We start from the raw sequence: 23,166 nt of genomic DNA, 5'->3' as shown, positions 1-23,166 counted from the left end.
AACCAGCGCGGGATCGACTGGCAGTTCACCACCGACGACGCCCGCACCCGACTCCGCCACCTCTACCCCAAAGATTAGAAGCGACGGTCTACTAGCCCATATCGGGAGGCGTCGTCCTGGTGAGCCGCGGATCCGGCTGGCTGCCGGACATCGCGAGCATCCCGCGCAACACCTGCAGCAGCTTGCCCAGCCCGCTCGGCTTCTTCCGGTCGATCCCGCCGATCACCTGCTTCAGCACGCTGAGCTGGTCGAAGTAGATCCGTTCGGTGACGAGGTTCTCGTTCTCGTCGAAGATGAAGTACGCGTTCATCCGGGTGCGGTGCCTGCCACCGGTCGCCGGGATCTTGCCCAACGGCCCCAGGTGCGTGCCGATCAGCCAGAACTCGACGATCACGGCGTCGACGCTGTGCCGGAACGAGATCAGCTCGTGGTGCTGGTCGGGGAACGCCACGCGGGTGTCGGTGTAGTACTGCCGCACCGCGTCGTCGCCGTCGTGGACGACCATCTGGGCGATGACCTCGTAGTGCGGGTGCGGGAACGTCGAGAGCGTGGCGTCCCAGTCGTGCGCCACCTCGTCGCGGAAGTGGTCGAGCACCAGCTTTTCTCGTGCCTGCAGGACTTCCTTGGGTGGCAGGGTGAAGCGGTCGGGCATCGGAAGCTCCTCAGTGGACGATCTGGCCGTGGCTGAACGTGGGGGTGGTGCCGGGGTTCGTCCAGGCGCCGGTGAGTTCGCTGGACGGGAAGAACTGCAGGAACCGCGGGTCGGCCTGGCTGCGGTCGGCGAGCGTCTTCTCCAGGATGATCGAGTTGTACTGGTCGGCGGTGGTCTCGACGGTGTTCGCGTTGAGCACGACCTCCTGCTGCCACCGGCGCGTCCACGACGCGAGGCCGGGCAGCTTCGAGTGCTCGGGTGTCAGTGCCTCGGCGGCGATCACGTTCTCGCTGCTCACCCAGATGCCCGTGGAGGTGTTGACCACGAGGCTCTGGTTGCCGAACACGTGACCCGGCGTCTTGACCACCGCGACGCCGGGACCGAGCACGACCGAGCCGTCGATCGGCAGGAACGCCTCCGCCGGCAGGTCGCGGTAGGTCGCGGGCTGGTACCAGGGCTTCTGCAACGGGTGCAGCTCGCTCAGCGCCGCCAGCTCGTCGCGTTGCACGATCACCTTGGCGTTCGGGAAGTACGGCGTGGCGCCGATCCAGCGCCGCAGGTCCTGGGTGTGCAGGTGGTCGAACATCAGGTAGTCGACGTCCTCGGGCGCGATGCCGAGCCGTTCGAGGTGGCCGGGCACGGTGCCGTGGACCTTGACCATGCGCCGCTCGACCACGTCGGGCGTCCGGCCGGACAGGTCCTCGAAGTACGGCGTGTACCGGCCGTACTCGTGGTCGCTCGGCTCGAACAGCAGGATCCGCTCGCGGCCGTCGTCGTGCCAGCGGATCACCAGCATGCGGTTCGTGATCGACAGGAACGGCGCGATCGCTCGCGAGGCCCTGAACAGGCCGAACCGCGTCGGGTACGGCAGCGTCACCAGGTCGCGCGTGACGATGCTGCCGGGCGTGCCGGTCGTCGCGAACTCCCGCCGGAACGCCTCGCCCCGCTCACGGGCCACGCGCAGCCGCGCGCCGGGCCCGCCCTCGACGTCCATGTGGTCGAGCGTGTCGATCCTGGTGAAGCTCATCATCCCCTCCAATACCCACACTGTGGGTTAATTGGGAGGTTAAACCCACGCCGTGGATATCCGCAAGGCACAATGACCGCGTGACTGAACCGCGCCGAGGCCGCCCGCGCACACCGCTGCTGTCCCGCGACTCGATCGTCGCGGCGACGCTGCAGGTCATCGACGCCGAAGGTGTGGCGAGCGTGGGCATGCGGTCGGTCGCGCGAGCGCTCGGGGTCGACGCGAAGAGCCTCTACAACCACGTGGACGGCAAGGACGGGCTGCTCGACGCGGTGGCCGAGCACCTGCTGGGCGGCCTGGTCCTGCCGGAGCCCACCGGGGACGCGCGCCGCGACCTGCGGGCGATCGCGCAGGCGTTCCGGGCCCGCGCGCTGGCCCATCCGGGAGCCGCGCCCCTCGTGCTCACCCGCCAGCTGTCGTCGCTGGAGGGCCTCGCCCCGGTGGACGCGGTGCTGGCGGTCCTGCTGGCAGCGGGCGCCGGGGCCGAGGAGGCGGTGCACCTGCTGCGGATGCTGCTCGCCGCGCTGATCGGCACGTTGCTGCGCGAGGTGTCGGCGGCACCGACGTTCGGTGGCGACGACGGCGCACGCCGCGAAGCGCTCCAGGCCTCGGGGCTGCGCGCGGTGGCGCGGACGGCGCCGCACCTGGCGGAGTTCGACCGCGAGGCCGAGTTCGAGTACACGGTGGACCTCGCGGTCACGGCCGTGCTCGACCGCATCGCGCGCTGAGTCAGCGGTCGGGGCCGAGGTCCTCGTACAGGGCCTGCACCCGCCGCCCGGTCAGCTCGCCACCGGACGTCTCCACCAGGGCCCAGTCAGGGGCCTCTCCGTCTCCGGGGTCGTCCAGGAAGCTGAGGGCGGCGAACAGCGACTCGAAGGCGACCAGGCGGGCGAACGCCCGGAGGTCGTCCGGTGCCGCCCCGAGCTCCAGCAGCCGCTGCTCGGCCGCCTCGCCGGCCTGGTGCGTCTGCCCGTTCGGCGGGCCGTGCTGGTCGACGATCGCCCACATGCCGCGCAGGAACCGCGATCGGGCGAGCTGCGGGACGTCGTCGTGAGGATCCACGCCGGACAGCATGCCGGTTGATCTTCAGGCTGCGCGTTGGGCCGAACGGCGGCAGACTTCCCCGCGTGAACTATCGACGGTGGCCCGTGGTCGCGGCGGCGGGGTTCGTCTTCGCGGCGGTCGTGTACGTCCTCGCGGTGCTGACGAAGGCCGGCCAGACCATCGAGAACGCGGCTCTGCGCGGTGCCGACCAGGACGACGTCGACCAGTCGGACGCCGCCTGGGACGCGCTCGGCCAGATCACCGTCTACTCGCTGGCCGCGGCGGTGGTGGCGGTCGCCCTGATCGGTGTGCTGAGGAAGCGCTGGGACCTCACGGTCGCGGCGGTCGGCGTGATCGTGGTGGGTCAGGTCGTCGTGCAGGGCCTCAAGCGGTTCGTCCTGCCGCGCCCGGCGCTCGTCGAGGTCACCGGCGACTACGCGCACAACAGCCTCCCGAGTGGACACACGACGATCGCGATGACCGTGTTGTTCGCGGCGATCATCGTGGTGCCGTGGAAGTGGCGTGGCGTCATGCTGTTCTTCGTGCTGCCGTGGGCCACCGCGATCGGCCAGTACACGCTGACCGCGAAGTGGCACCGCCTGAGCGACACCCTCGCCGCCGACGGCATCGCGCTCGCCGTCGCGGCCCTCGCCGCGTGGTGGTTGCAGCGCAAGGGTTCTCTGCAGCCCTACACCGGACCGCGTCGCGCCGGACGGGTCGTGCTGGTGGTGTTCTGGTCCGTGATCGCCGCCGTATCCCTCGCCCTGGGCGCGATCCTGTGGGGATTTCCGCTCGCGGAAGAGGGTCTGAACGCCGACGAGTGGGTGATCTACCTGGGTGCGGGCTCGTTCGCGTCGGCCGGGTCGCTGATCGCCGCGCTCACGTACCTGGCGTGCTGGCGCCGGATCGGGTGACAACCAGTTGATCTCTCGCGCGTCCTGTCCTGTGGAGAGGTTTCCGGAGAAGGGGACAGGACGTTGAGTTTCAACCGACGTGCCGTGCTGGCACTGGGGGCGGGAGCGGCGCTGGCCGTGGCCGTGCCCGCCGCGGCGCAGGCCTCGACAGTCACCGGCAAGCTGCGTGAGCTGGAGAAGCAGCACAACGCGCGCCTCGGCGTGTTCGCCGCGGACACCGGCACCGGTCGCACGGTGCTGCACCGCGCGGACGAGCTCTTCCCGATGTGCTCGACCTTCAAGACCATCGCGGCGGCGGCGGTCCTGCGCAAGGACCGCGACGGGACGTTGCTGGGCAAGGTGATCACCTACACCCAGTCCGATGTGGACAAGTCGGGCCACGGTCCGATCACCGGCAGGCCCGAGAACCTCGCGAACGGGATGACCATCTCGGCCCTGTGCGAGGCGACCATCACCTACAGCGACAACTGCGCGGCGAACCTGCTGCTCAGGGAACTCGGGGGGCCCACGGCGATCAGCCGCTTCAGCCGTTCGATCGGCGACCCGGTCACGCGCCTCGACCGCTGGGAGCCGGAGCTGAACTCGGCCGAACCCGGCCGCGTCACCGACACGACGTCACCGCGCGCCATCGGCCAGAGCTACGCGCGCCTGACGCTGGGCCACGCCCTCAACTCGAACGACTCCGACCAGCTCACGAAGTGGTTGCTGGCCAACACGACCGGCGGCAACCGCATCCGCGCCGGACTGCCGTCGGCCTGGCGCTGGGGCGACAAGACCGGCACCGGCAGCTACGGCACGACCAACGACGTCGGCATCGCGTTCCCGGCCGGCCGCGCACCGATCGTGATCGCGGTCCTGTCGACCAGGAAGGACGAGCCGACCGGCGCCGCCGACGAACCGCTGCTCGCCAAGACGGCGGAGCTGGTGGCGGCGACGTTCAGCTGACCGGAACCCCGAGCTCGACGAACGGCCTGGAGCAACTGCTCCAGGCCGTTCTGGTTTCGTCGAACGACGAGGGCCGATCGTCGAATCGCTGGTCGAACGCGCGTTCACCCGCTACGGTCGCAATGCGAATCTCGTTCACGTTCCCAAAGGCGGCGGCGATGCGGCGAGCGGTACTCCTGGTGGTCCTGTTCCTCCTTGCCCTGGTGGTCACACCCGTGCGGGCGGAGTCGTTCGACGGCTCCGAGCTGCGGGTGTCCGGCGGGGTCTTCCGCGACGAACACGGCCGTGAGGTGGTGTTGCGCGGCTTCAACGTCTCCGGCACGGCGAAACTCGCGGAGTACCGCGGGCTCCCGTTCGCGAACACGGCGGACGCGCGCAAGTCCGCTCAGGCCATGAAGCAGCTGACCGGCGCGAACGCCGTGCGGTTCCTGCTGACCTGGGCGTGGATCGAACCGCAGCGCGGCCAGATCGACCACGCCTACCTCGACGGCGTGACGGCGCAGCTGCGCGCCTTCACCGGCCTCGGCATCCGCGTCTACCTCGACTTCCACCAGGACCTCTACTCGCGCCACCTGTTCAACAAGGACAGCTGGTACACCGGCGACGGCGCACCGGCGTGGGCGGCGAGCGGGTACCCCAAGGAGTCCTGCGGCCTCTGCTTCCACTGGGGCCAGAACATGAAGAACAACAACGCCGTCACCGCGGCCACGTACGACTTCTGGCACAACCGCAACGGGGTGCAGGACTCGTTCGTCAACGCGGCCGGCGAGGCGCTCGAGCACGTCAGGGAAGCCTTGCCCGCCAACGAGTTCAAGCTCGTCGTGGGCGTCGACCCGCTGAACGAGCCGTACGCCGGCAAGTACGACGCCGGCCAGACCTCGCAGACGTGGGAGCGCGACCTGCTGATGCCGTTCTACCACCGCTTCCGCGCGGAGATGGACGAGGCCGGCTGGACCGCGAAGCCCGCGTTCGTGGAGCCGCTGGTGTTCTGGAACCAGAACGTCGACTTCTTCGCCGAGCCCGGCGGCCTCGCGCTCGTGCCGGCGCTGGGGGAGAGGTTCGTGTTCAACGCGCACTTCTACGACGGCAAGGCGCAGTCGGGCCTCCTCATGCCGGGCAAGGCGGCGGACGGCCAGTACACCCAGGCGTTCGGCACGATCCGCGACCGCGCGAGGGCCCTCGGCACCACCGCGATCGTCTCCGAGTTCGGCCACCCCGTCTCGGGGTTCACCTCCGACAAGACGCCGTCCGTGCTGAAGGCGATCTACCAGGGCCTCGACTCGACGGCGCCGGGTGCGCGCTGGTGGTCGGCGCCGCGCGGCAGTGTGATCTCGGGCAGCCAGTGGCACTGGGACACCAACTACGGCCGCCACCGCGAGCTGATGAACGACGACCCCGGCAAGGTCAAGACCGACGGCGACGCCATGAACGACGAGCACTTCTCGGCGGTCAAGCTCGACGCGGCCGGCAACGCGGTGCTCAACGTCGACCGGGCGATCGTCGACCGCGTCTACCCGCAGGCCGTCGCGGGCACCACGCTCGCTTTCACCTACGAGGACCGCGCCTACCAGACCTGGCAGCAGATCCCGTTGCCCGCCGTCCGCACGCTCGTCGGTTCCGCACCGTTCGCCGTGCTCGTCTGGGACTCCAGCGGAGGCTCCGCGCCGACCGAACTCCACCTGCCCGAGTCGCTGCGCTCACCGTTGGTGGTCAGCTCGGCCTCCTCGTCCGTCGAAGGCGGCAAGCTACTGCTCCGAAGCGGCCAGGGAAGGCAGTTCGCGCTGGTCACGGCCCCGTCAGCGGGCAACGTCGCGGCGGCGGAGGCCGAGATTCGACAGTGGTCCGTAAGCTGGTGAGGTGCGAACTAGGCCCACTCTGAGCTGGTCGAACCCGGGCCCGGCGCTGCCGCGCACCACCACCCTCACCGACGTCGTGCCGATCGTCGCGGAGGGTGGGGTGCTGGTGCTCAGCGGCGCGGGCCTCTCCACCGAGTCCGGCATCCCGGACTACCGCGGCGAGGGCGGCTCGCTGCGCAAGCACACCCCGATGACGTACGAGGAGTTCACCACCAGCCAGGCGGGCCGGCAGCGCTACTGGGCGCGCAGCCACGTCGGCTGGCGCACCATCGCCCGCGCGCAGCCGAACGCGGGCCACCACGCCGTCACCAGGCTCGCCGGCAAGCTCTGCGGCGTCATCACCCAGAACGTCGACGGCCTGCACCAGGCCGCGGGCTCGCCGGACGTCGTGGAACTGCACGGCGGCCTCGACCGCGTGATCTGCCTGGGCTGCGGGCTGCTCTCCCCGCGCATCGACCTCGACCACCGCCTGCGCGAGGCGAACCCGGACTTCCACGCGACGACGGACGAGATCAACCCGGACGGCGACGTGTTCCTGCCCGAGGAGACCGTGAAGGACTTCGTGGTCGTCCCGTGCGCGGAGTGCGGCGGCGTCCTGAAGCCGGACGTCGTGTTCTTCGGCGAGAACGTGCCGCGCCCGCGCGTCGAACAGTGCTACTCGCTCGTCGACGGTGCACGGTCCTTGCTCGTCCTCGGTTCCTCGCTCACGGTCATGTCCGGGTTGAGGTTCGTGCGGCGTGCGGCCACCACCGGGATCCCGGTCGTGATCATCAACCGGGGTGAGACGCGCGGTGACGCGCACGCGTCGCTGAGGGTCGACCTGCCGCTCGGGAAATCGCTGACGGAGCTGGCTGGCCTAGTGCTGTGACCTGAACTGGTCCAGCACGCGCCGCTCCCGCTTCGTAGGACGCCCCGCACCCCGTTCGCGCCGGGCGATCGGGGCCTCCACCGGCGGCGGGGGAGTGCGGTCGATGAAGCAGGTGGCCGCGTCCGCCGCGCCCACGCGCTTCTGGATCACCCGCACCACCTCGACGATGCGGGTCTTGTCGCCCACGCGCGCCCTGACCCGGTCGCCGGCCACCACCGTCGCCGAGGCCTTCGCGGGCTTGTCGTTGATGCGCACGTGGCCGCCCTTGCACGCCTGGGAGGCGTCCGGGCGGGTCTTCGTCAGCCGGACCGCCCACAGCCAGCGGTCGATGCGCGTGGACTCCACCCCGCCATCATGGCACTTCCGGAGATCATGAGGCTTCTGGCGGTCGCGCTGACCCCGGCCGGCGACCTGCGCCTAAGCCTCCACTGTGGACTGAAGGCCGAGCATCCTGGCCAGGCCCGACAGTTCGAGCACCCGTGTCACCTGCTCCGACGCGGCGGAGAGCTTCAACCCGCCCGCGGCGGCCGAGGCGCGCGCATGTCCGCGTACGAGAGCGCTCACCCCGCTGGAGTCGCAGAACGTGACGGCTGTCAGGTCCAGCACGACGTAGCGGTGACCGTTGTCGAGCAGGCGGTCGAGCCGGGCCAGCAGGCGTTCCGAACCGGAGCCGGCGAGTTCGCCGGAGACCGTGACGAGCGTGGAGGCAGGCGACGACTCCGTCACCGTGACTTCGAGCATTTCGCAGCTGTACCCAGTGGCGCCCGCCGCGAAACTGGTTCTGTGCGCGTTCTTCTGACTTCCTTGCCCATCCGCTCCCACCTGATGCCGACGATGCTGCCGCTCGCGCGGGCGTTCCGGCAGAGGGGGCACGAGGCCGTGATCGCGACAGGGCCCGCGATGGCGCACCTCGAGCACACGGTCGTGATGCCGGACGTTCAGGCGCCGTCGGGCCTCGGGCCGCCGCCTCCGTGGGTTCCGGAACGCGACGGCGTGCTGAAGGTGCCGTTGTGGTCCAGCCCGCTGGTGGTCGCCTCCGCCGCCAACGTGCTCGACTTCGCCCGCACCTGGCGTCCGGACGTCATCGTGCGCGAGACCAGCGAGTACGGCGGCCAGATCGCCGCCGAGGTGCTCGGCATCCCGCACGCGCTGCTCGACATCGCCCCGTTCGCGCCGCTGGAGATCCCGCTGCTCGACGAGCTGGTGGACAAGGTCCGCGCCCGGTTCCAGGTCGGCGCCACCGAACCGGTCCTCACCGCCGGCCTGGCCCCGGCGTCGTGGCACCCGGCCCAGCACCACTTCCGCGTGCCGGTCGAGCCGGGGGACGGGGAAGGACCGGAGATCGTCGCGTCCTTCGGCACCAACGCCCGCTGGCTCATGCCGGGGTCCACGCTGCCGCACGTGGTGGTGGAGGCATTGGGTGAGGTCTCCGCACGCGCTGTCGTCGCGGTCGGCCACGGCGAGTGGACCGGCCCGCGTCCGCCGAACGTCCGGCTCGAACCGGAGATCCCGCAGCAACGGCTCCTCAGCAGCGCGAAGGTGTTCGTGACGCACGCGGGTCACAGCGGTGTGCGGGAGGCGCTGACCGCCGGGGTGCCGATGGTCGCGGTGCCGTTGTTCGCCGACCAGCCGCGCAACGCGGACCGAATTCAAGATCTCGGAGTGGGCGTGCGAGTAGACGTCAAAGGCCTGACCGCCACCGTTCTGGCGGAACGGATCAAGCACGTGCTGAACACGAGAAAATATCACGACGCCGCTGAGGACCTGGCCTCGCAAATGATCGATCTCGAGGCGTTCACGAATATTCCTGACCACCTCGTATGCGCTGTGTGACGACATTTTGGGTGTGGCCAAAAGCTTCGACGGAAATTTAGTCCGTCTGGAGACTGGCGGTGGGGCAGGTGCTTGTTGGGGAGAACAGGTCGCCTGTAAGAGGGGAAAACAGGGGGAAATATGAAAAGGCACGTGCGCGACAGTTTCTTCGTCGTGGGCGAAGGCGTACTGGAATTCGACGGCAGAGGTGGGGCCACCACGCGTCAGCCCTCCACGGCGGAGGAGTTGCGCAGGTTCCGGTTCTCGCGACTGGGGCCGAAGGGGCCGCGAACGGACGAGGAGACGCGGGTCGCCCTCGCCACCGCCGTCACCGCGAACGTCCCGCAGCCCGACTCGGCGGATCCGGCCGTCCCGGCGGGGTTCACCTACCTCGGCCAGTTCGTCGACCACGACCTGACCATGGACCGCACCGAGTCGCAGCTCGGGCAGGACGTCAACCTCGACGAGCTGACGCAGGGCCGCTCGCCGGCGCTGGACCTCGACTCGGTCTACGGCCGCGGCCCGCGCGACAAGGACGACCAGGTCTTCTACGCCCAGGACGGCGTGAAGCTCAAGGTCGGCACCACGACACCCGTGCCGTTCCCGGACGAGGGCACCAACGTCCCGTTCGAGGGCTTCGACCTGCCGCGCCGCGGCGGGACGGCCGGTACGGCGGCGGATCGGCGGCTGCCGCTGATCCCGGACGCCCGCAACGACGAGAACCTCGTGGTGGCGCAGACGCACCTCGCGTTCATCCGCTTCCACAACCGGGTGGTCGACGAGCTCGCGCTCACCGGCCTCACCGGTGAGCGGCTGTTCCGCGCCGCCAAGGAACTCGTGGTGCGGCACTACCAGTGGATGCTCAGGACCGACCACCTGCCGCGGATCATCGACCCGGCGATCGTGGACGACGTCTTCACCAACGGCCGCAGGTTCTTCGAGGTGCCCGGCCGGTGCCGCGACCACTCGCCGACCATGCCGATCGAGTTCTCGGTCGCCTCGTACCGCTTCGGGCACAGCCAGATCCGCGGCGCGTACCAGTGGAACCGCGTGTTCGACTCGACCGGGCCCGGTGGCGTCGCGACGCTGTTCGCGCTGTTCACCTTCACCGGTGTGAGCGGCAACTTCGACCCAAGCTCCGGCACGCCCGCCGACCTCGACGACGTCGACCGGGGCCCGGTCTTCACGTTGCCCAGCAACTGGATCGCGGACTTCCGGCGGCTCTACGACTTCACCGAGGCCGAGCGGGACGACCTGGTGCCGCCCGCGGAGTCCGGTGGCGGCAACGTCACCAAGCGGATCGACACGCTGCTGGTCGACCCGCTGACGCAGCTGCCGGCCGGCACGTTCGGCGGCCGCGGCACGCAGTTCCGGGAGATCGAGCGCAACCTCGCGTTCCGCAACCTCACCAGGGCCTCGATGATGGAGCTCGCCACCGGGCAGCAGATCGCCGAGCTGTTCGGCGTGGAGCCGCTCACCGCCGAGCAGATCCTGGTGGGCAACGGCGGCGCGGTCGTCGAGGGCCTGTCCGAGGAGCAGAAGGCGCAGCTGGTCGCCGCCACCCCGTTGTGGTTCTACGTCCTGCGCGAGGCCGAGGTCGGCAACGGGCTGATGGGCCCGGTCGGCGGCCGGATCACCGCGGAGGTCTTCCACCGCGCGATGGAGGGCAGCCGGATCTCGATCGTGCGCTCGCCGTACTGGCGGCCCACCCTCGGCCCGGACTCCAGCACGTTCCGCATGGTCGACCTGCTGCTGTTCGCCTTCGAGGGCAAGGCCGACCTGCTGAACCCGCTGGGCGACCCGGTCAGCTGATCTTCCTCGCGTCTCCTGTCTGGCTGGGTGGTGGCAGTCAGACAGGAGAGGGAGATCGATGTCGAGTCCAGAAACCACACGCCGCGAAAGCACGGCGGAACGCCTGACTCGTTTTGCGCGGGAGTCCGGAATTCCGCTGCTGCGCATCGGACTGGGGGTCGTGTACCTCTGGTTCGGCGCGCTGAAGCTCTTTCCCGGTGGCAGCCCCGCCCAGGACCTCGTCGAACGCACGGTCTCCGCGCTCACGTTCGGGATCGTCGACGGGGACCTGGCGAGAGTGAGTGCCGCGATCAGCGAGATCGGGATCGCACTGGTCCTGCTGAGCTTCCGCGCACCGCGGTTGTGCGCGGTCCTGCTGGTCGGTCATGTCGTGCTGGTGTCGACACCACTGGTGTTGTTCCCCGGCGAGATGTGGGCCGGACCGTTGCAGGCGTCGTTCGAAGCGCAGTACATCCTGAAGAACCTGGTGACCGTCGCCGCCGCGGTGGTCATCGCCTCATCGCACCCGAGGGTGCGATGACCGGGAGCCGTTCGATCCCCAGGATCGGGCGGCTCCCGCCGTTGTAGGTTCCCCTGATGGGGGATTCACTGGCGCCTTTGGCACATCCTGCTTTCCGATGGCTGCTCGCGGGTCGCGTCACGACCATCGCCGGCAACGCGATGGCGCCGATCGCGCTGGCGTTCGCCGTTCTCGACCTCACCTCGTCGATCACGTCGCTGGGTCTCGTCGTCGCCGCGCGGTCGCTCACGAACGTGGTGTTCCTGCTGTACGGCGGTGTCGTCGCGGACCGGCTGCCGCGTCAGCTCGTGCTCGCCGGGTCGTGCGCGGTCAGCTTCGCCAGCCAGGCGGTGGTCGCGGCACTCGTGCTGACCGGGACGGCGTCGGTGCCGTGGCTCGTGGTGCTGTCGGCGGTCAACGGCATGTCGAGCGCCTTCTCGCTGCCCGCCTCCGCCGCGCTGGTGCCGCAGACCGTACCGGCCGAGCAGCGTCTGCAGGCGAACGCGTTGCTGCGCCTCGGTTTGAACTCCGCGCGCATCGGCGGCGCGGCGCTGGGCGGCCTGCTGATCGCGTTCACCGGTCCGGGCTGGGGCCTCGCCGTGGACGCGCTCTCGTTCGCGCTGGCCGGCGTGTTCTTCGCGTTCGTGCGCGTGCCCGCCGCCCGTGTGCCCGCCGCGCACAAGCCGTCGGTGCTGGCCGAGCTGAAGGTCGGCTGGACGGAGTTCGTGGCACGGCAATGGGTCTGGGTCGTGGTCGTGGCCTTCACGTTCGTCAACGCGGTCCTCGTCGGCGGTGTGATGGTGCTCGGTCCCGTGCTGGCGGACAGGACCTTCGGACGCGAGATGTGGGGCCTGGTCCTGGCCGCGCAGACCGCGGGCATGGTCGCCGGCGCGTTCGTCGTGATGCGGGTCGAGGTGCGACGGCAGCTGTTGCTCGGAGTGGCGTGCGTGGCGGGCTTCGCGCTGCTGCCCCTGGTGATGGTCCTGCACCCGGAGCCGTGGCTGCTCCTCGTCACCTCGTTCGTGTCCGGACTCGGCCTGGAGCAGTTCGGGGTGGCGTGGGAAACGGCGCTGCAGCACCACGTGCCGCCCGACAGGCTCGCGCGGGTCTACTCCTACGACATGCTCGGGTCGTTCGTGGCGATCCCGCTGGCCCAGCTGGCCATCGGGCCGGTGACGCACGCGTTCGGGACCTCGGCGGCCCTGCTCGGGTGCGCCGCGATCTACCTGCTCGCGACCGCGGGCATGCTCGCTTCCCGGTCCGTGCGGTCGTTGGAGAACGCCCCCGCGGCCGAGCCGGTTCGCTGATCCGTGCAACGTGACAGGAGTCCGCGGCGTCTACGTGGACGGAAGCGGAGCACTGATCATCAGCCTTCGATGCAGTCGCCCGCGCTGGATCCACTTCAACTGGGGAAGTGAATGAGAATCAAGCGTTTCGCCGTGCTGGGCACGGTTCTCGCGCTGGCCGGTGCGACCCTCGCGCCGGCGGCGTCGGCCGCCGAGTACGACCGCCCGCTGGCCGACCGGCTGCGTGAGGCGATCGTCGCGCAGAACTTCAAGGACGTCATCGACCTGACCCCGCCGGAGCCCGGCGCGCGGTCCGCGGGCAAGCGGGAGAAGTACGACGCCTCGCCCGCGGAGCTGATGAACAGGGCCCAGGCGCGGATGGCGGCGGCGGGCAAGCCGTTGCACCAGACGCCGAACATGGACGCGGCGATCATCGAGCTCGACGTCCTCGGCCGCCCGAAGTCGGTGGCGAACGTGCTGCTCAGCCCGCAGCACCCGAACGGCGTGGTCGTGCCGGTGACGCACAAGGGCCTGTCCACCGACCAGGTGCGCTACCGCTGGTGGGACGACACCGAGTGGGACGTCAACGGCGGCAAGGGCACCGTCGACGTGCTGCCCGGCCGGGAGAACGCGGCGATCGACTTCTCCTCGCCGTACCCGGCGTCGGTGTTGAAGCTGATGGTGGGCTTCGGCGTGCTGCGCCTGGCCGACCAGGGCAAGGTCGACCTCGACGCCGACTACGACTACGCCCCGAACCCGGTGCGCCCGGCGTGCGGCGGCCCGACGGTGAAGAAGATCCGGCAGCACTTCGACGAGATGATCACGAAGTCGCAGAACGAGTCCACCTGCTCGCTGATCAAGCTGATCCACGACCACGACGCCTGGGGCGAGGTCAACCAGACGTTCGCCGACCTCGGCATGCCGACCCTGATGGTCACCGGCACCCTTCCCGGCAACGGCGGCCAGTGGATCGGCTCCAACATGAGCGGCCTCGACACCGCCAAGCTCCTGCTGCTGGTCAACGGCGGCGCGGGCGTGCTGTGGACGACCGACAAGGGCAAGCCCGTCACCCGCAACGCGCTCTCGGCGTCGTCGCGGAAGTTCTTCCAGGAGACGCTGGCGGGCCAGGGCCACAACGAGATGCTGTCGACGCCGAACTGGTGCGGGCGCGACTACCCGGTGCAAGGCATCCCGCAGCAGGTGCCGTCGCGCTGGATCAAGCCGGACGGCACCGTGACCGTGGGCGACGCGGTCTACGACCGTGACGTGCGTCCGTGCAACGACGCCGCCGAGGTGACGTTCGCGCACAAGACGGGCTGGGTCGACACGACCGGTTCCGACGCGGGCATCGTGAAGTCGCTGCGCGGCAAGGACAACCGCAACTACATCGTGGTCGTGTTCTGCAACCTGGGCACCGACTACGTGGACGCGACCCGCCCGGCCGACCCGCCCGGCGTGTACCCCGTGCTGTACACGCAGAAGTACGCGCAGCTCGGCAAGGCGATCGACACCATCATGAAGAACCTGTAGCCGGCAGTGCGGCACCGCGGCCGGTCACACGGCCGCGGTGCCGATCAGCCCGTTGCGCGTCACCTTCGCCGCCAGTTCGGCCTCCGTGAGGTCCTCGGTGCCCTCGGGACGGCGCGGCAGCACCATGTACCGCGACTCGGCGTTCGCGTCCCACACCTCGATCCTGGTGGTCTCGGGCAGGGTCAGCCCGAACTGCTCCAGCACCTCGCGCGGGTGGCTGACCACCTTCGAGCGGTACGCGGTGCTCTTGTACCAGGTGGGCGACGGTCCGAGCAGCGAGAGCGGGTAGCAGCTGCAGAGCGTGCACACGATGACGTTGTGCACGTCCTCGGTGTTCTCGACGACGTGCAGCCGTTGCACCTGCAGGCCGCCGCCCATCGACAACCCGAGCTCGGGCAACGCCTCGTTCGTGTTCTCAAGCAGGCGTGCCTTGAAACCGGGGTCCACCCAGGCCCGTGCCGCGACCCGGAACCCGTTGGCGGGTGAGGCCTTGTGCGCAAACGCCTCCAGCACCTGGTCCAGCTCGCGGGGGTCCAGCAGCCCCTTCTCCTCGAGGACCGCTTCCAGTTCCCGCACGCGCGCGGCGATCGGGGAGTCGTCGTGGTCGTCACTCATCGCTGAGGTAGTCCTCCCAGAGGGACAGCGTCACGCTGTGGTCGCCGTGGCCGAACAGTTCGCGTGCGGAGAACCGCACCAGGTACACCTGTTGTGGCTGCTGAATTCCGCGTGCGCTGAGGTCCGCCAGCGGGTGGACGCCGTCGTGGCCGATCACCGTGCCGCGACGGCCGCGCGCGTAGTGCGGCAGCCGTGTGTGGTGGTCCGGGTCCACTGTGGACGTGCGGACGCGGTCGCCGGTGCGGTAGCGCTCAGACAACGCCGCGCTCCTTCAGCAGCGTCTGGATCGCGCGGAACCAGTTCTCGTAGTACGACGACTCGTGCGACATGGTCCGCTCGACGGCGTCGCGGAACTCGTCCAGGTTGTAGACGCCCTGCCCGATCAGCGCCCGGTTCATGGCCATCACGTGCGCTTCCCAGTCCGCGTGGAAGGGCGGCTCGTCGAGCTCCTCGACCACGGGCCCGAAGCCGTCCTGGCCGCCGACGTCGTTGATCCTCGGCATGTCACCTCCTGCGCTCAGCGAGATTCTGCGCCGCCTCCCGCCAGTTCGGGAAGTGGAACTCGAATCCTGCCTGCTGGAGCCTGCCCGGCACGACCCGGCGGCTCTTGAGCAGCAGCTCGGTGTCGCTGCGGATCGCGAACGCCCCGATCTCGGCCATCCAGCTCGTCGCGGGCAGTCCCACCGGCACGCGCCAGGCCCCGCGCAGCTCGCGCATGAACTCGCGCTGCGGCACCGGGTTCGGTGCCGCGAGGTTGACCGCGCCCGCGATCGGTTCCCTGATCAGCAGCGCGACCGCCCGCACGAAGTCGTCGTCGTGGATCCACGAGACGTACTGGTGACCGCCCGCCACCGGCCCGCCCAGCCCGACGCGGGCCAGCCACGACAGGTAGTCGAACACGCCGCCCTTGTCCGGGCTCATCACCATCGCCGCGCGGAGCGCGACCTTGCGCGTGGCCGGTGTGTCGGCCTCGTCCAGCTCGGCCTCCCAGCGCTTGGCGATCTCGACGCTGTAGGTCCAGTAGCCCGGCACGTCCGGCTCGCGCCCGCCGAGAACGCCGGTCTCCTCGTCGTTCGGCGCGTCGAACCGGTGCGAGTAGATCGTCGCGGTGCTCATCTGCAGCCACACCTTGGGTGGATCGGCCGCCTTGGCGATGGCCTCGCCGACGACCCGCGCGGAGTCCACCCGCGAGCGCATCATCTGCTGCAGGTTCTCCGCCGTGTAGCGGCAGCTCACGCTCCGGCCGGCCAGGTTGACCACGACGTCGGCGCCGTCGATCTCGTCGGCCCACCTGCCGAGCGTGTGGCCGTCCCAGCGCACGCCCGCGCTGCGGCTGATGACCACGACCTCGTGGCCCGCCGCCTTGAAGGCGCGGGTCAGCACGCCGCCGACCTGCCCGGTACCGCCTGGAATCACGATCTTCATGTCGTTTCGTCCCCCTCGCGGCCGACGCTAGCCCCCGGTCGCTGAGAACCGTTTCAGCTATGCTCGCGCAAAACGCTCAAACGAACAGGCGGTCGGTCATGCGTGAGTCCAGCGAGGCACGGCGGCAGCGGATTCTGGCTGTCACGGCGTCGCGGGGCACGGTCAAGGTGAGCGATCTGGCCGAGGAGCTCGACGTTTCGATCGTCACGATCCGCCGCGACGTCGAGGAGCTGGCACGGCTCGGCAGGCTGCGGCGCGGGCACGGTGTCGCGCGCTCGCTCACGCCGGTCGAGCAGCCGGAGCCCAGGCAGGCCGCGAACGGGTCGATCGCGCTGGTCGTGCCGGAGCGCCACACATACCTCTACGAGACGATGAACGGCGCCCGCAAGACCCTTGAGGAGGCCGGCATGCGGGTGGTCCTGCACATCGCCCCGCAGGTCAGGGGTGCGGAACGGCCCATCGTCGAGAAGGCGCTGACCGAGCCGGTGCAGGGGCTGCTGATGGCACCGCGGTGGCGCACGTTCGAGGAGGAGGCCGAGGACGACTGGCTCGCGGACACGGGCGTGCCGACCGTTCTCATGGAACGCCGCCCGAACGGAGGCCTGCGGGCGATGAACTCCGTGTGCTCGGACCACTGGTACGGCATGCATCTGGCCGTGAAGCACCTGACCGACCTCGGGCACCGCCGGATCGTGCTCGCCGCACGCGACGACAGCCCGACGGCGCGGGTGCTGCGCAGGGCGTTCCGCGAGATCTCGGCGGACCTGGAGGACGCGGTCACGGTGCGCAGCTCGCCGGACACCGGGCTCGTGGACGTGCTGCGGGAGCATCGCGCCACGGCGGCGGTGCTGCACGGCGACGAGGACGCGTTGATGCTGGTCCAGCAGATGATGCTCGCCGGGATGGAGGTGCCGCGGATGTGCTCGGTCGTGTCGTACGACGACGTGGTCGCGTCACTCGGCAGCATCCCGCTCACCGCCGTCGCGCCACCGAAGACGGAGGTCGGCCGGGTCGCCGCCGAACTGCTGCTGCGGAAGCTGAAAGGCGAGGTCGCGGCCACCGAACGCATCGAGCTGCTGCCGGCGTTGAAGATCCGCTCGTCGACTGAGCGTTTGACCGTTTCTTGACGGCAAAGCGATCAGGCGATCAGGATGCGATCCATGCGCCTGAGTCGTCGCACACTTCTCGCGGCGGGTCTCACGGCACCGTTGGCGGCCTGCTCCACTCCGCAACGCCGCGGTGCCGGAGGTCCGGTAGAGATCACGTTCTGGTCGGCCCTGCGCGGTAGTCAGCAGGTCGTCGACGCGTTCAACTCCTCGCAGAACCGCATCAGGGTGGTCTTCCAGCAGATCCCCTCCGGTGGGCAGGGCGGCTACGCCAAGCTCAGCAACGCGGCTCGCGCGGGCAACGCACCGGACATCGCCACCATCGAGTACCCGCAGGTCCCCGGCTACGCGATCGACGGCGTGGCCAGGGACATCACCGACCTCGTGACCGACCGGCTGAAGCAGAGGCTGCTGCCGCAGGCGCTCAAGCTCACGACGTTCGACGACCGGGTGTTCAGCGTCCCGCTCGACGTCGAGCCGATGGTCCTGCACTACCGCGCGGACCTTTTCCAGGCCAACGGTTTCCAGGTCCCGACGACCTGGGACGAGTTCGCCGGCCTCGCGCGGACGGTGAGGTCCAGGTTCCCCGACAAGAGGCTCACGCTGTTCCCCACGGACGGCGGCACGCAGTTCGCCTGCCACGCCTGGCAGGCCGGCGCGCAGTGGTTCGACACCAGCGGCGGCAAGTGGCGCGTGTCCCTCGCCGACGAGCCCACCCGGAAGGTCGCCGCCTACTGGCAGGGGCTGATCGACGAGGACCTGGTGTTCCGCAACGCGGGCGACAGCAAGCAGCACGACGCGCAGATCGGCCAGGACCGGGTGATCACCAGGCTGAGCGGCGCGTGGGACGCGGGTGCGCAGATGCGGGCGAGGCCCGCGCAGAAGGGCAAGTGGCGCATCGCCCCCGTGCCGGTCTGGGACGAGCAGGTCGTCGGCACGCACGGCGGTTCGACGTTCGCCGTCACCAAGGACTCGCGGGAGCCCGAGGCCGCGATGGAGTTCATCGAGTGGCAGTGCACCCACCCGGACGCGCTGACGGCCCGGTTGAAGAGCGGCACCAGCAGCCAGTACCCGGTGGCGCCGGCTCTCGTCGAGGCGGGCGCCAAGGCGTTCCCCGGCGAGTACTACAGCGGCCAGGACATCTACCGGCTCTTCCAGCAGGAGGCGGACAAGATCCGCGACGGCTGGGTGTGGGGCCCGCGGATGACCGCCACCCTCAAGGTGATGCAGGACGGGTTCGCGAAGGCCGGCGCCGGTGTCGGCACGCTGATCGAGGCGGTGCGAGAGGCCCAGAGCGGCACGATGCCCGACCTGTTGGCGCTCGGACTGTCCACTGAGGAGGGTGCGCGGTGAAGGGCAAGCTCGCCTGTGCCGTCCTGATGGCGCCGTTCTTCCTGTTGCTGGTCACGGTCTTCCTGATCCCCACCGGCACGGCGGTCTGGCTCAGCTTCTTCGCGGCCGACCAGCCGGGACTGGGCTTCGGCCCGGAGAGCACGGTGTTCGTCGGCCTGCGCAGCTACGGCGCCGTGCTCAGCGACCCGACGTTCCTGGGCAGCCTGCTCACCGTCGTGCTGTACTGCCTGCTCTACATCCCGCTGATGGTCGCCGGAGCGCTCACCCTCGCGCTGCTGCTCGACTCCGGCGTGGCGAAGCTGCGCAGCTGGGCGCAGATGAGCCTCTACCTGCCGCACGCCGTGCCGGGCATCATCGCGGCGCTGATCTGGCTCTACCTCTACACGCCCGGCCTGAGCCCGATCATCGACCTGTTCGCCAAGGCCGACGTCCAGATCAGCTTCCTCGGCATCGACACCGTCCTGCCGTCGATCGTGAACATCGCCCTGTGGAGCAACCTCGGCTACAACATGGTGATCTTCTACGCCGCCTTGCAGGCCGTGCCGCGCGAGGTCCTCGAAGCGTCCGTCGTGGACGGTGCGGGCCCGGTCAAGCAGGCCCTGCGGATCAAGGCCCCGCTGGTGCGCGGCGCGATCGTCACGGTCGGCATCTTCACCCTGATCTGGGCGCTGCAGCTGTTCACCGAACCCGTGCTGCTCAGCCAGTCCACCCCGATGATCAGCGCCCGGTTCTCGCCGAGCATGTACATCTACGACGCGGCCTTCACCCGCAACAACTACGGCCTCGCCGCGGCCGCGTCCGTGGTCCTGCTGGCCTTCACGGTCGCGCTGTCCTACGGCGTCACCCGCTGGACGAACAGGAAGGCCGCCTGATGACCCTCCTCGGCCGGACCACGGTGAACGTGGTCATCGGCGTCTCGGTGCTCTACACCCTGCTGCCGGTGATGTGGCTGGTGCTCGCCGCCACGAAGAACGTCGACGCCCTGTTCAACAGCGACCTGTTCGGCGGCTTCTCCCTGGTGGAGAACGTCAAGAACCTGTTCGCGATGGACAAGGGCCTGTACCCGCGCTGGTACCTCAACAGCCTGCTGTACGCCGTGGCCGGCGCGGGGGTCAGCGCGTTCATCTCGATCGCCGCGGGCTACGCGTTCGACAAGTACGCCTTCCGTCACAAGGAGAAGCTCTTCGGGCTCGTGCTCGCGGCGGTCATGGTGCCGCAGACCGTGCTCGCGCTGCCGCTGTACCTGATGGCGTCCGAGGTGGGCCTGGTGAACACGTTCTGGGCGGTGTTCATCCCGGCGCTGTTCAACCCGTTCGGCGTCTACCTCGGACGGATCTTCTCGCAGGGCTACGTGCCGGACGAGGTGCTGGAGGCCGCCCGCATCGACGGCGCGGGCGACCTCGCGACCTACTTCAAGGTCGCTTTCAGGATGCTGGGACCGGGCGTGGTGACGCTGTTCCTGTTCCAGCTCACCACGATCTGGAACAACTTCTTCCTGCCCATGGTCATGCTGTCCGACCAGTTGCTCTACCCCGTCAGCCTCGGCCTCTACCAGTGGAACAGCTCGGCCACTGTCTCTCCCGAATACTACCCGGTGGTGATCATGGGATCTCTCTTCGCGGTGCTGCCGCTGATCCTCGCTTTCATGTTGCTGCAACGGTTCTGGAAGGCCGGCATGACCGCGGGAGCCGTCAAGTGAGGGCCGCGGGCGTGATGTCGGCGGAGGCCGCCGACGCCGTTCTCACGCCCGTGCTCCACGACCTGCGGGCGGTCTGCGACTTCGCGGGCGTCCGCCCCGGCTTCGCCGACGTCCCCGACGTCGACCTGCTCGTCACGGGCTGGGGCTGCCCGCCGATCACCGCCGAGGTGCTCGCGCGGCTGCCCCGCCTGAAGGCGATCGTGCACACCGCGGGCTCCGTCAAGGGCTTCGTCACCGACGCCTGCTGGGAACGCGGCATCGCGGTCTCGTCGGCCGCGCAGGCCAACGCGCTGCCGGTCGCCGAGTACACCGTCGCGATGATCCTGCTCAGCGGCAAGCGGGTGCTCGAACGCGCCCGCGACTACCGCGAGACCAAGCGGATGTCGGTGTACGGGGTGCCCGCCTCGGTGGGCAACTTCGGTGCCACGATCGGCATCCTGTCCGCGTCGCTGATCGGCCGCCGGGTGATCGAGCTGCTGGCGCCCTACGATTTCCACGTGCTGGTGCACGACCCGTTCGTGACCGAAGTGGACGGTGCCGAGTCCGTGAGCCTCACCGAGCTGTTCGAACGCAGCGACGTTGTCAGCGTGCACACGCCGTTGCTGCCGGAGACCACCGGACTGGTCAGCGGCGAGCTGCTGGCCCTGCTGCGCGACGACGCCGTGCTGATCAACACCGCCCGCGGCGCCGTCGTCGACCAGGACGCGCTCGTCGCGGAGGTCGGCCGCATCCGGGCGGTGCTGGACGTGACCGACCCGGAGGTGCTGCCGGTGGACCACCCGCTGTGGCGCCACGACAACGTGCTCATCACGCCGCACCTGGCGGGCTCGCAGGGCAACGAGTGGGGGCGTCTCGGCCGCCACGCCGTCGACGAGGTCCGCCGGTGGGTGGCGGGAGAGCCGTTCGCGACCCCGGTGCCGGCGGAGAGAAGAGAGCAGATCGCGTGAGGCTGCCAGACGACCGAAGGGACCAGACCGCGTGAAGCTGCCAGACCCCGACCACGTCCTGAGCCCCCGCACCGGCCTCACCCGCGAGCACTGGGTGGCCGCCGCGGACGGCCTGCTCACCGCCGCCTGGCGGTACGCGTCCCCCGACCAGGCCTTCCTCGACCTGCCGGGCCGCCCGTCCCGCAGCGGTGTCCGGTCGGACGGCCTGGAGGGGTACGCCCGCACGTTCCTCGCCGCCGCCTTCCGCACCGCGCACGGCGAGGACCCGCACAACTGGCTGGAGCGCTACGCCGCGGGGCTGGCGGCCGGCACGGCGGGGGAGTGGCCCGCGATCTTCGACGTCGGCCAGCCCATGGTCGAGTCGGCCTCCGTGGCGCTGGGCCTGCGCCTCACCAAGCCGTGGCTCTGGGACGAGCTCCCGGAGGCGGTGCAGGACCGCGCCGAGGCCTGGCTGAGGGAGTCGCTGCGACGCGTTCCCGCCGCCAACAACTGGTACTTCTTCCCGTACACCGTGGCGTCGTTCCTGGAGTCGGCCGGACGCGGTGACGACGAGACCCGTCAGGCGAAAGCCCGTGCGATGGAACTGCTGGAGGGCTGGTACGTCGGCGATGGCTGGTACTCCGACGGCGACGGCCGTGCGTTCGACCACTACAACGGCTGGGCGCTGCACCTCTACCCGGCGCTGGACGCGCATCTGAACGGTCAGCCGGTCACCACGCACCTGCGCGAGCACCTGGAGAGCTTCCACCTGCTGTTCGGTGCGGACGGCGCCCCGCTCTACTTCGGACGGTCGCTCACCTACCGCTTCGCCGCCGCGTCGGCCGTGGCGCTGGGCGCGCTCACCGGCGAGACGCCGCTGAGTCCCGGCCACTCCCGCCGGCTCATCAGCCAGACCCTCCGGTACTTCCTGGACAGGGGATCGCTGTCCGACGGCCTGCTCAGCCTCGGCTGGCACGGCCCGCACGAGGCCGGCCTGCAGGTCTACTCCGGCCCGGCCTCGCCGTACTGGGCGTCGAAGGCGTTCGTCTGCCTGCTCGCCGGCCCCGACCATCCACTGTGGACGGCGCAGGAGGAGGCCCCGGAGGAGGACCGGGCGCTCGCGTTGCCGGGCCCGGGCTTGCTGATCCAGCGGCACGGCGGCGTGACGCGGCTGCACAACCACGGCAGCGACCACGTGCGGCCGTTCGAGGGCGAGTACGCGACCGAGGACGATCCCCTCTACAGCCGCTTCGCCTACTCGACGGCCAGCGGCCCGACCGCGCGGCACAACATCGCCGACAACCACATCAGCCTGGTCTTCAGGGGTGACCGCAGCGTGCGCAGGCGGATCCACCCGCTGGGCGCGCGGGACAACTGGGCCGCCTCCTGGCACCGCCCGGTGTTCGACGCGAACCAGCCGACCGTGCCGGGCCTGCGGATCGAGAGCGTCACGGCGGTCTGGGACGACCAGGAACTGCGCATCCACCGCGTGATCGGCGCACCGCCCGGTACGAGGGCCGAGCTCACCGGCTGGGCCACGGACCTGCCGTCGCCGTTGGTCGGTGTGCGGGGCTGGACGGGCACGGACTCGCGGCCCGCGCCGCAGGGCACGGCGTTCGTCACCACCACGAACGTCCCCGTGCTGACCGCGGACGTCGAGGGCACCGCGACCCTCGCGGCGGTGGCGGTGCTCAACGGCTCCGTCGCGGAAGCGGACTGGAACGCCCGCGTCGACGAGGTCCTCCGGCTGACCCTGGACGCCTGAACCGGGTAACGCGGCGGCGGCGGGCTCGATGA

General features: G+C 69.9%; 25 protein-coding genes. 16 read left to right on the top strand and 9 right to left on the bottom strand.

The genetic code is table 11. The features are described from left to right. Positions 1-91: 91 nt before the first annotated feature. Positions 92-652, bottom strand: a complete 561-nt coding sequence (locus DFR72_RS32440; protein ID WP_090068660.1) for an ester cyclase — start codon at positions 650-652, stop codon at positions 92-94. Between the two features lie 10 nt (positions 653-662). Continuing rightward, positions 663-1,679 (bottom strand): MBL fold metallo-hydrolase, encoded by a 1,017-nt coding sequence (locus DFR72_RS32435; protein ID WP_211335606.1) that lies wholly within the window; start codon positions 1,677-1,679, stop codon positions 663-665. Positions 1,680-1,759: 80 nt separating this feature from the next. Here DFR72_RS32435 and DFR72_RS32430 point away from each other — a divergent pair, with 80 nt between their 5' ends. Then, on the top strand, positions 1,760-2,407 hold the full coding sequence (locus tag DFR72_RS32430; protein ID WP_245983705.1) for a TetR/AcrR family transcriptional regulator: 648 nt from the start codon (positions 1,760-1,762) through the stop codon (positions 2,405-2,407). 1 nt (position 2,408) lies between these two features. Here DFR72_RS32430 and DFR72_RS32425 read toward each other — a convergent pair whose 3' ends face one another. Further along, a complete protein-coding gene (locus DFR72_RS32425) occupies positions 2,409-2,741 on the bottom strand; it encodes a hypothetical protein (protein ID WP_143086835.1) in 333 nt (110 codons plus the stop codon). Between the two features lie 65 nt (positions 2,742-2,806). Between DFR72_RS32425 and DFR72_RS32420 the strand changes: the two genes are divergently transcribed. From DFR72_RS32420 to DFR72_RS32405, 4 genes are all read left to right on the top strand, one after another. After that, complete coding sequence (locus DFR72_RS32420) at positions 2,807-3,637, top strand: phosphatase PAP2 family protein (protein ID WP_245983704.1); 831 nt, start codon at positions 2,807-2,809, stop codon at positions 3,635-3,637. A 63-nt stretch (positions 3,638-3,700) separates the two neighbouring features. Beyond that, the gene (gene bla, locus DFR72_RS32415) at positions 3,701-4,582 is read left to right on the top strand and encodes a class A beta-lactamase (RefSeq protein WP_211335605.1); all 882 of its coding nucleotides are present in this window, start codon (positions 3,701-3,703) and stop codon (positions 4,580-4,582) included. A gap of 158 nt (positions 4,583-4,740) precedes the next feature. Further along, positions 4,741-6,438, top strand: coding sequence for a cellulase family glycosylhydrolase (locus DFR72_RS32410; protein WP_090069122.1), 1,698 nt, complete (start codon positions 4,741-4,743; stop codon positions 6,436-6,438). A 1-nt stretch (position 6,439) separates the two neighbouring features. Next, positions 6,440-7,306, top strand: coding sequence for an NAD-dependent protein deacetylase (locus DFR72_RS32405; RefSeq protein WP_090068669.1), 867 nt, complete (start codon positions 6,440-6,442; stop codon positions 7,304-7,306). Here the strand turns inward: DFR72_RS32405 and DFR72_RS32400 are convergent. Continuing rightward, the gene (locus tag DFR72_RS32400; RefSeq protein ID WP_090068671.1) at positions 7,295-7,651 is read right to left on the bottom strand and encodes an RNA-binding S4 domain-containing protein; all 357 of its coding nucleotides are present in this window, start codon (positions 7,649-7,651) and stop codon (positions 7,295-7,297) included. The genes DFR72_RS32405 and DFR72_RS32400 overlap by 12 nt on opposite strands. A gap of 72 nt (positions 7,652-7,723) precedes the next feature. Further along, on the bottom strand, positions 7,724-8,047 hold the full coding sequence (locus tag DFR72_RS32395) for an STAS domain-containing protein (protein ID WP_090068673.1): 324 nt from the start codon (positions 8,045-8,047) through the stop codon (positions 7,724-7,726). A 63-nt stretch (positions 8,048-8,110) separates the two neighbouring features. Here DFR72_RS32395 and DFR72_RS32390 point away from each other — a divergent pair, with 63 nt between their 5' ends. The 5 genes from DFR72_RS32390 to DFR72_RS32370 all read left to right on the top strand — a co-directional run bounded on the left by DFR72_RS32390 (position 8,111) and on the right by DFR72_RS32370 (position 14,245). Further along, positions 8,111-9,139: a glycosyltransferase gene (locus tag DFR72_RS32390; RefSeq protein WP_143086836.1), complete on the top strand. Its 1,029-nt coding sequence runs from the start codon at positions 8,111-8,113 to the stop codon at positions 9,137-9,139. Between the two features lie 132 nt (positions 9,140-9,271). Next, positions 9,272-10,930, top strand: a complete 1,659-nt coding sequence (locus tag DFR72_RS32385; RefSeq protein ID WP_245983703.1) for a peroxidase family protein — start codon at positions 9,272-9,274, stop codon at positions 10,928-10,930. Between the two features lie 58 nt (positions 10,931-10,988). Then, entirely contained in the window at positions 10,989-11,450 is a 462-nt protein-coding gene (locus tag DFR72_RS32380) for a DoxX family protein (protein ID WP_143086837.1), read from the top strand. A gap of 56 nt (positions 11,451-11,506) precedes the next feature. Continuing rightward, positions 11,507-12,736 carry an MFS transporter gene (locus DFR72_RS32375; RefSeq protein ID WP_090068681.1) on the top strand — a complete coding sequence of 410 codons (1,230 nt, stop codon included), beginning with the start codon at positions 11,507-11,509 and terminating at the stop codon, positions 12,734-12,736. A 111-nt stretch (positions 12,737-12,847) separates the two neighbouring features. Then, positions 12,848-14,245 carry a serine hydrolase gene (locus DFR72_RS32370; protein WP_090068683.1) on the top strand — a complete coding sequence of 466 codons (1,398 nt, stop codon included), beginning with the start codon at positions 12,848-12,850 and terminating at the stop codon, positions 14,243-14,245. A 24-nt stretch (positions 14,246-14,269) separates the two neighbouring features. Here DFR72_RS32370 and DFR72_RS32365 read toward each other — a convergent pair whose 3' ends face one another. The 4 genes from DFR72_RS32365 to DFR72_RS32350 are packed head-to-tail and all read right to left on the bottom strand — an operon-like array spanning position 14,270 to position 16,285. After that, the gene (locus DFR72_RS32365; RefSeq protein WP_090068685.1) at positions 14,270-14,860 is read right to left on the bottom strand and encodes a nitrile hydratase subunit alpha; all 591 of its coding nucleotides are present in this window, start codon (positions 14,858-14,860) and stop codon (positions 14,270-14,272) included. Further along, complete coding sequence (locus DFR72_RS46495; RefSeq protein ID WP_090068687.1) at positions 14,853-15,119, bottom strand: SH3-like domain-containing protein; 267 nt, start codon at positions 15,117-15,119, stop codon at positions 14,853-14,855. Before DFR72_RS46495 ends, DFR72_RS32365 begins: the two co-directional genes overlap by 8 nt. Further along, entirely contained in the window at positions 15,112-15,363 is a 252-nt protein-coding gene (locus tag DFR72_RS46490; RefSeq protein ID WP_090068689.1) for an SH3-like domain-containing protein, read from the bottom strand. Before DFR72_RS46490 ends, DFR72_RS46495 begins: the two co-directional genes overlap by 8 nt. 1 nt (position 15,364) lies before the next feature. Continuing rightward, a complete protein-coding gene (locus tag DFR72_RS32350; RefSeq protein ID WP_090068690.1) occupies positions 15,365-16,285 on the bottom strand; it encodes a TIGR01777 family oxidoreductase in 921 nt (306 codons plus the stop codon). Positions 16,286-16,383: 98 nt separating this feature from the next. Here DFR72_RS32350 and DFR72_RS32345 point away from each other — a divergent pair, with 98 nt between their 5' ends. From DFR72_RS32345 to DFR72_RS32320, 6 genes are read left to right on the top strand one after another with little or no spacing between them, the layout of a single operon-like run. Further along, on the top strand, positions 16,384-17,412 hold the full coding sequence (locus DFR72_RS32345; RefSeq protein WP_090068692.1) for a substrate-binding domain-containing protein: 1,029 nt from the start codon (positions 16,384-16,386) through the stop codon (positions 17,410-17,412). 33 nt (positions 17,413-17,445) lie between these two features. Then, complete coding sequence (locus tag DFR72_RS32340) at positions 17,446-18,744, top strand: ABC transporter substrate-binding protein (RefSeq protein WP_090068694.1); 1,299 nt, start codon at positions 17,446-17,448, stop codon at positions 18,742-18,744. Continuing rightward, a complete protein-coding gene (locus DFR72_RS32335) occupies positions 18,741-19,616 on the top strand; it encodes a carbohydrate ABC transporter permease (protein WP_245983702.1) in 876 nt (291 codons plus the stop codon). The genes DFR72_RS32340 and DFR72_RS32335 overlap by 4 nt, the downstream gene beginning before the upstream one ends. Then, complete coding sequence (locus DFR72_RS32330) at positions 19,616-20,443, top strand: carbohydrate ABC transporter permease (protein WP_090068696.1); 828 nt, start codon at positions 19,616-19,618, stop codon at positions 20,441-20,443. The genes DFR72_RS32335 and DFR72_RS32330 overlap by 1 nt, the downstream gene beginning before the upstream one ends. Then, entirely contained in the window at positions 20,440-21,390 is a 951-nt protein-coding gene (locus DFR72_RS32325; RefSeq protein WP_245983701.1) for a hydroxyacid dehydrogenase, read from the top strand. Before DFR72_RS32330 ends, DFR72_RS32325 begins: the two co-directional genes overlap by 4 nt. A 31-nt stretch (positions 21,391-21,421) precedes the next feature. Then, positions 21,422-23,134, top strand: coding sequence for a DUF2264 domain-containing protein (locus tag DFR72_RS32320; protein ID WP_090068697.1), 1,713 nt, complete (start codon positions 21,422-21,424; stop codon positions 23,132-23,134). The last annotated feature ends 32 nt before the right edge of the window (positions 23,135-23,166 follow it).

Origin of the sequence: Lentzea flaviverrucosa (genome assembly GCF_003350445.1) — a bacterium.
Lineage (GTDB): Bacteria > Actinomycetota > Actinomycetes > Mycobacteriales > Pseudonocardiaceae > Lentzea > Lentzea californiensis.
Note: the sequence above shows the minus strand (reverse complement) of the source record. Positions and strands in the feature narration are given on the sequence as shown.

What these genes read in the sequence shown, in the direction of transcription:
- DFR72_RS32435 (WP_211335606.1), bottom strand. Translation starts at nt 1,679, where the DNA reads ATGAGCTTCACCAGGATCGACACGCTCGACCACATGGACGTCGAGGGC.
- DFR72_RS32410 (WP_090069122.1), top strand. Translation starts at nt 4,741, where the DNA reads ATGCGGCGAGCGGTACTCCTGGTGGTCCTGTTCCTCCTTGCCCTGGTG.
- DFR72_RS32440 (WP_090068660.1), bottom strand. Translation starts at nt 652, where the DNA reads ATGCCCGACCGCTTCACCCTGCCACCCAAGGAAGTCCTGCAGGCACGA.
- DFR72_RS46490 (WP_090068689.1), bottom strand. Translation starts at nt 15,363, where the DNA reads ATGCCGAGGATCAACGACGTCGGCGGCCAGGACGGCTTCGGGCCCGTG.
- DFR72_RS32380 (WP_143086837.1), top strand. Translation starts at nt 10,989, where the DNA reads ATGTCGAGTCCAGAAACCACACGCCGCGAAAGCACGGCGGAACGCCTG.
- DFR72_RS32365 (WP_090068685.1), bottom strand. Translation starts at nt 14,860, where the DNA reads ATGAGTGACGACCACGACGACTCCCCGATCGCCGCGCGCGTGCGGGAA.
- DFR72_RS32350 (WP_090068690.1), bottom strand. Translation starts at nt 16,285, where the DNA reads ATGAAGATCGTGATTCCAGGCGGTACCGGGCAGGTCGGCGGCGTGCTG.
- DFR72_RS32330 (WP_090068696.1), top strand. Translation starts at nt 19,616, where the DNA reads ATGACCCTCCTCGGCCGGACCACGGTGAACGTGGTCATCGGCGTCTCG.
- DFR72_RS32345 (WP_090068692.1), top strand. Translation starts at nt 16,384, where the DNA reads ATGCGTGAGTCCAGCGAGGCACGGCGGCAGCGGATTCTGGCTGTCACG.
- DFR72_RS32340 (WP_090068694.1), top strand. Translation starts at nt 17,446, where the DNA reads ATGCGCCTGAGTCGTCGCACACTTCTCGCGGCGGGTCTCACGGCACCG.
- DFR72_RS32375 (WP_090068681.1), top strand. Translation starts at nt 11,507, where the DNA reads ATGGGGGATTCACTGGCGCCTTTGGCACATCCTGCTTTCCGATGGCTG.
- DFR72_RS32370 (WP_090068683.1), top strand. Translation starts at nt 12,848, where the DNA reads ATGAGAATCAAGCGTTTCGCCGTGCTGGGCACGGTTCTCGCGCTGGCC.
- DFR72_RS32395 (WP_090068673.1), bottom strand. Translation starts at nt 8,047, where the DNA reads ATGCTCGAAGTCACGGTGACGGAGTCGTCGCCTGCCTCCACGCTCGTC.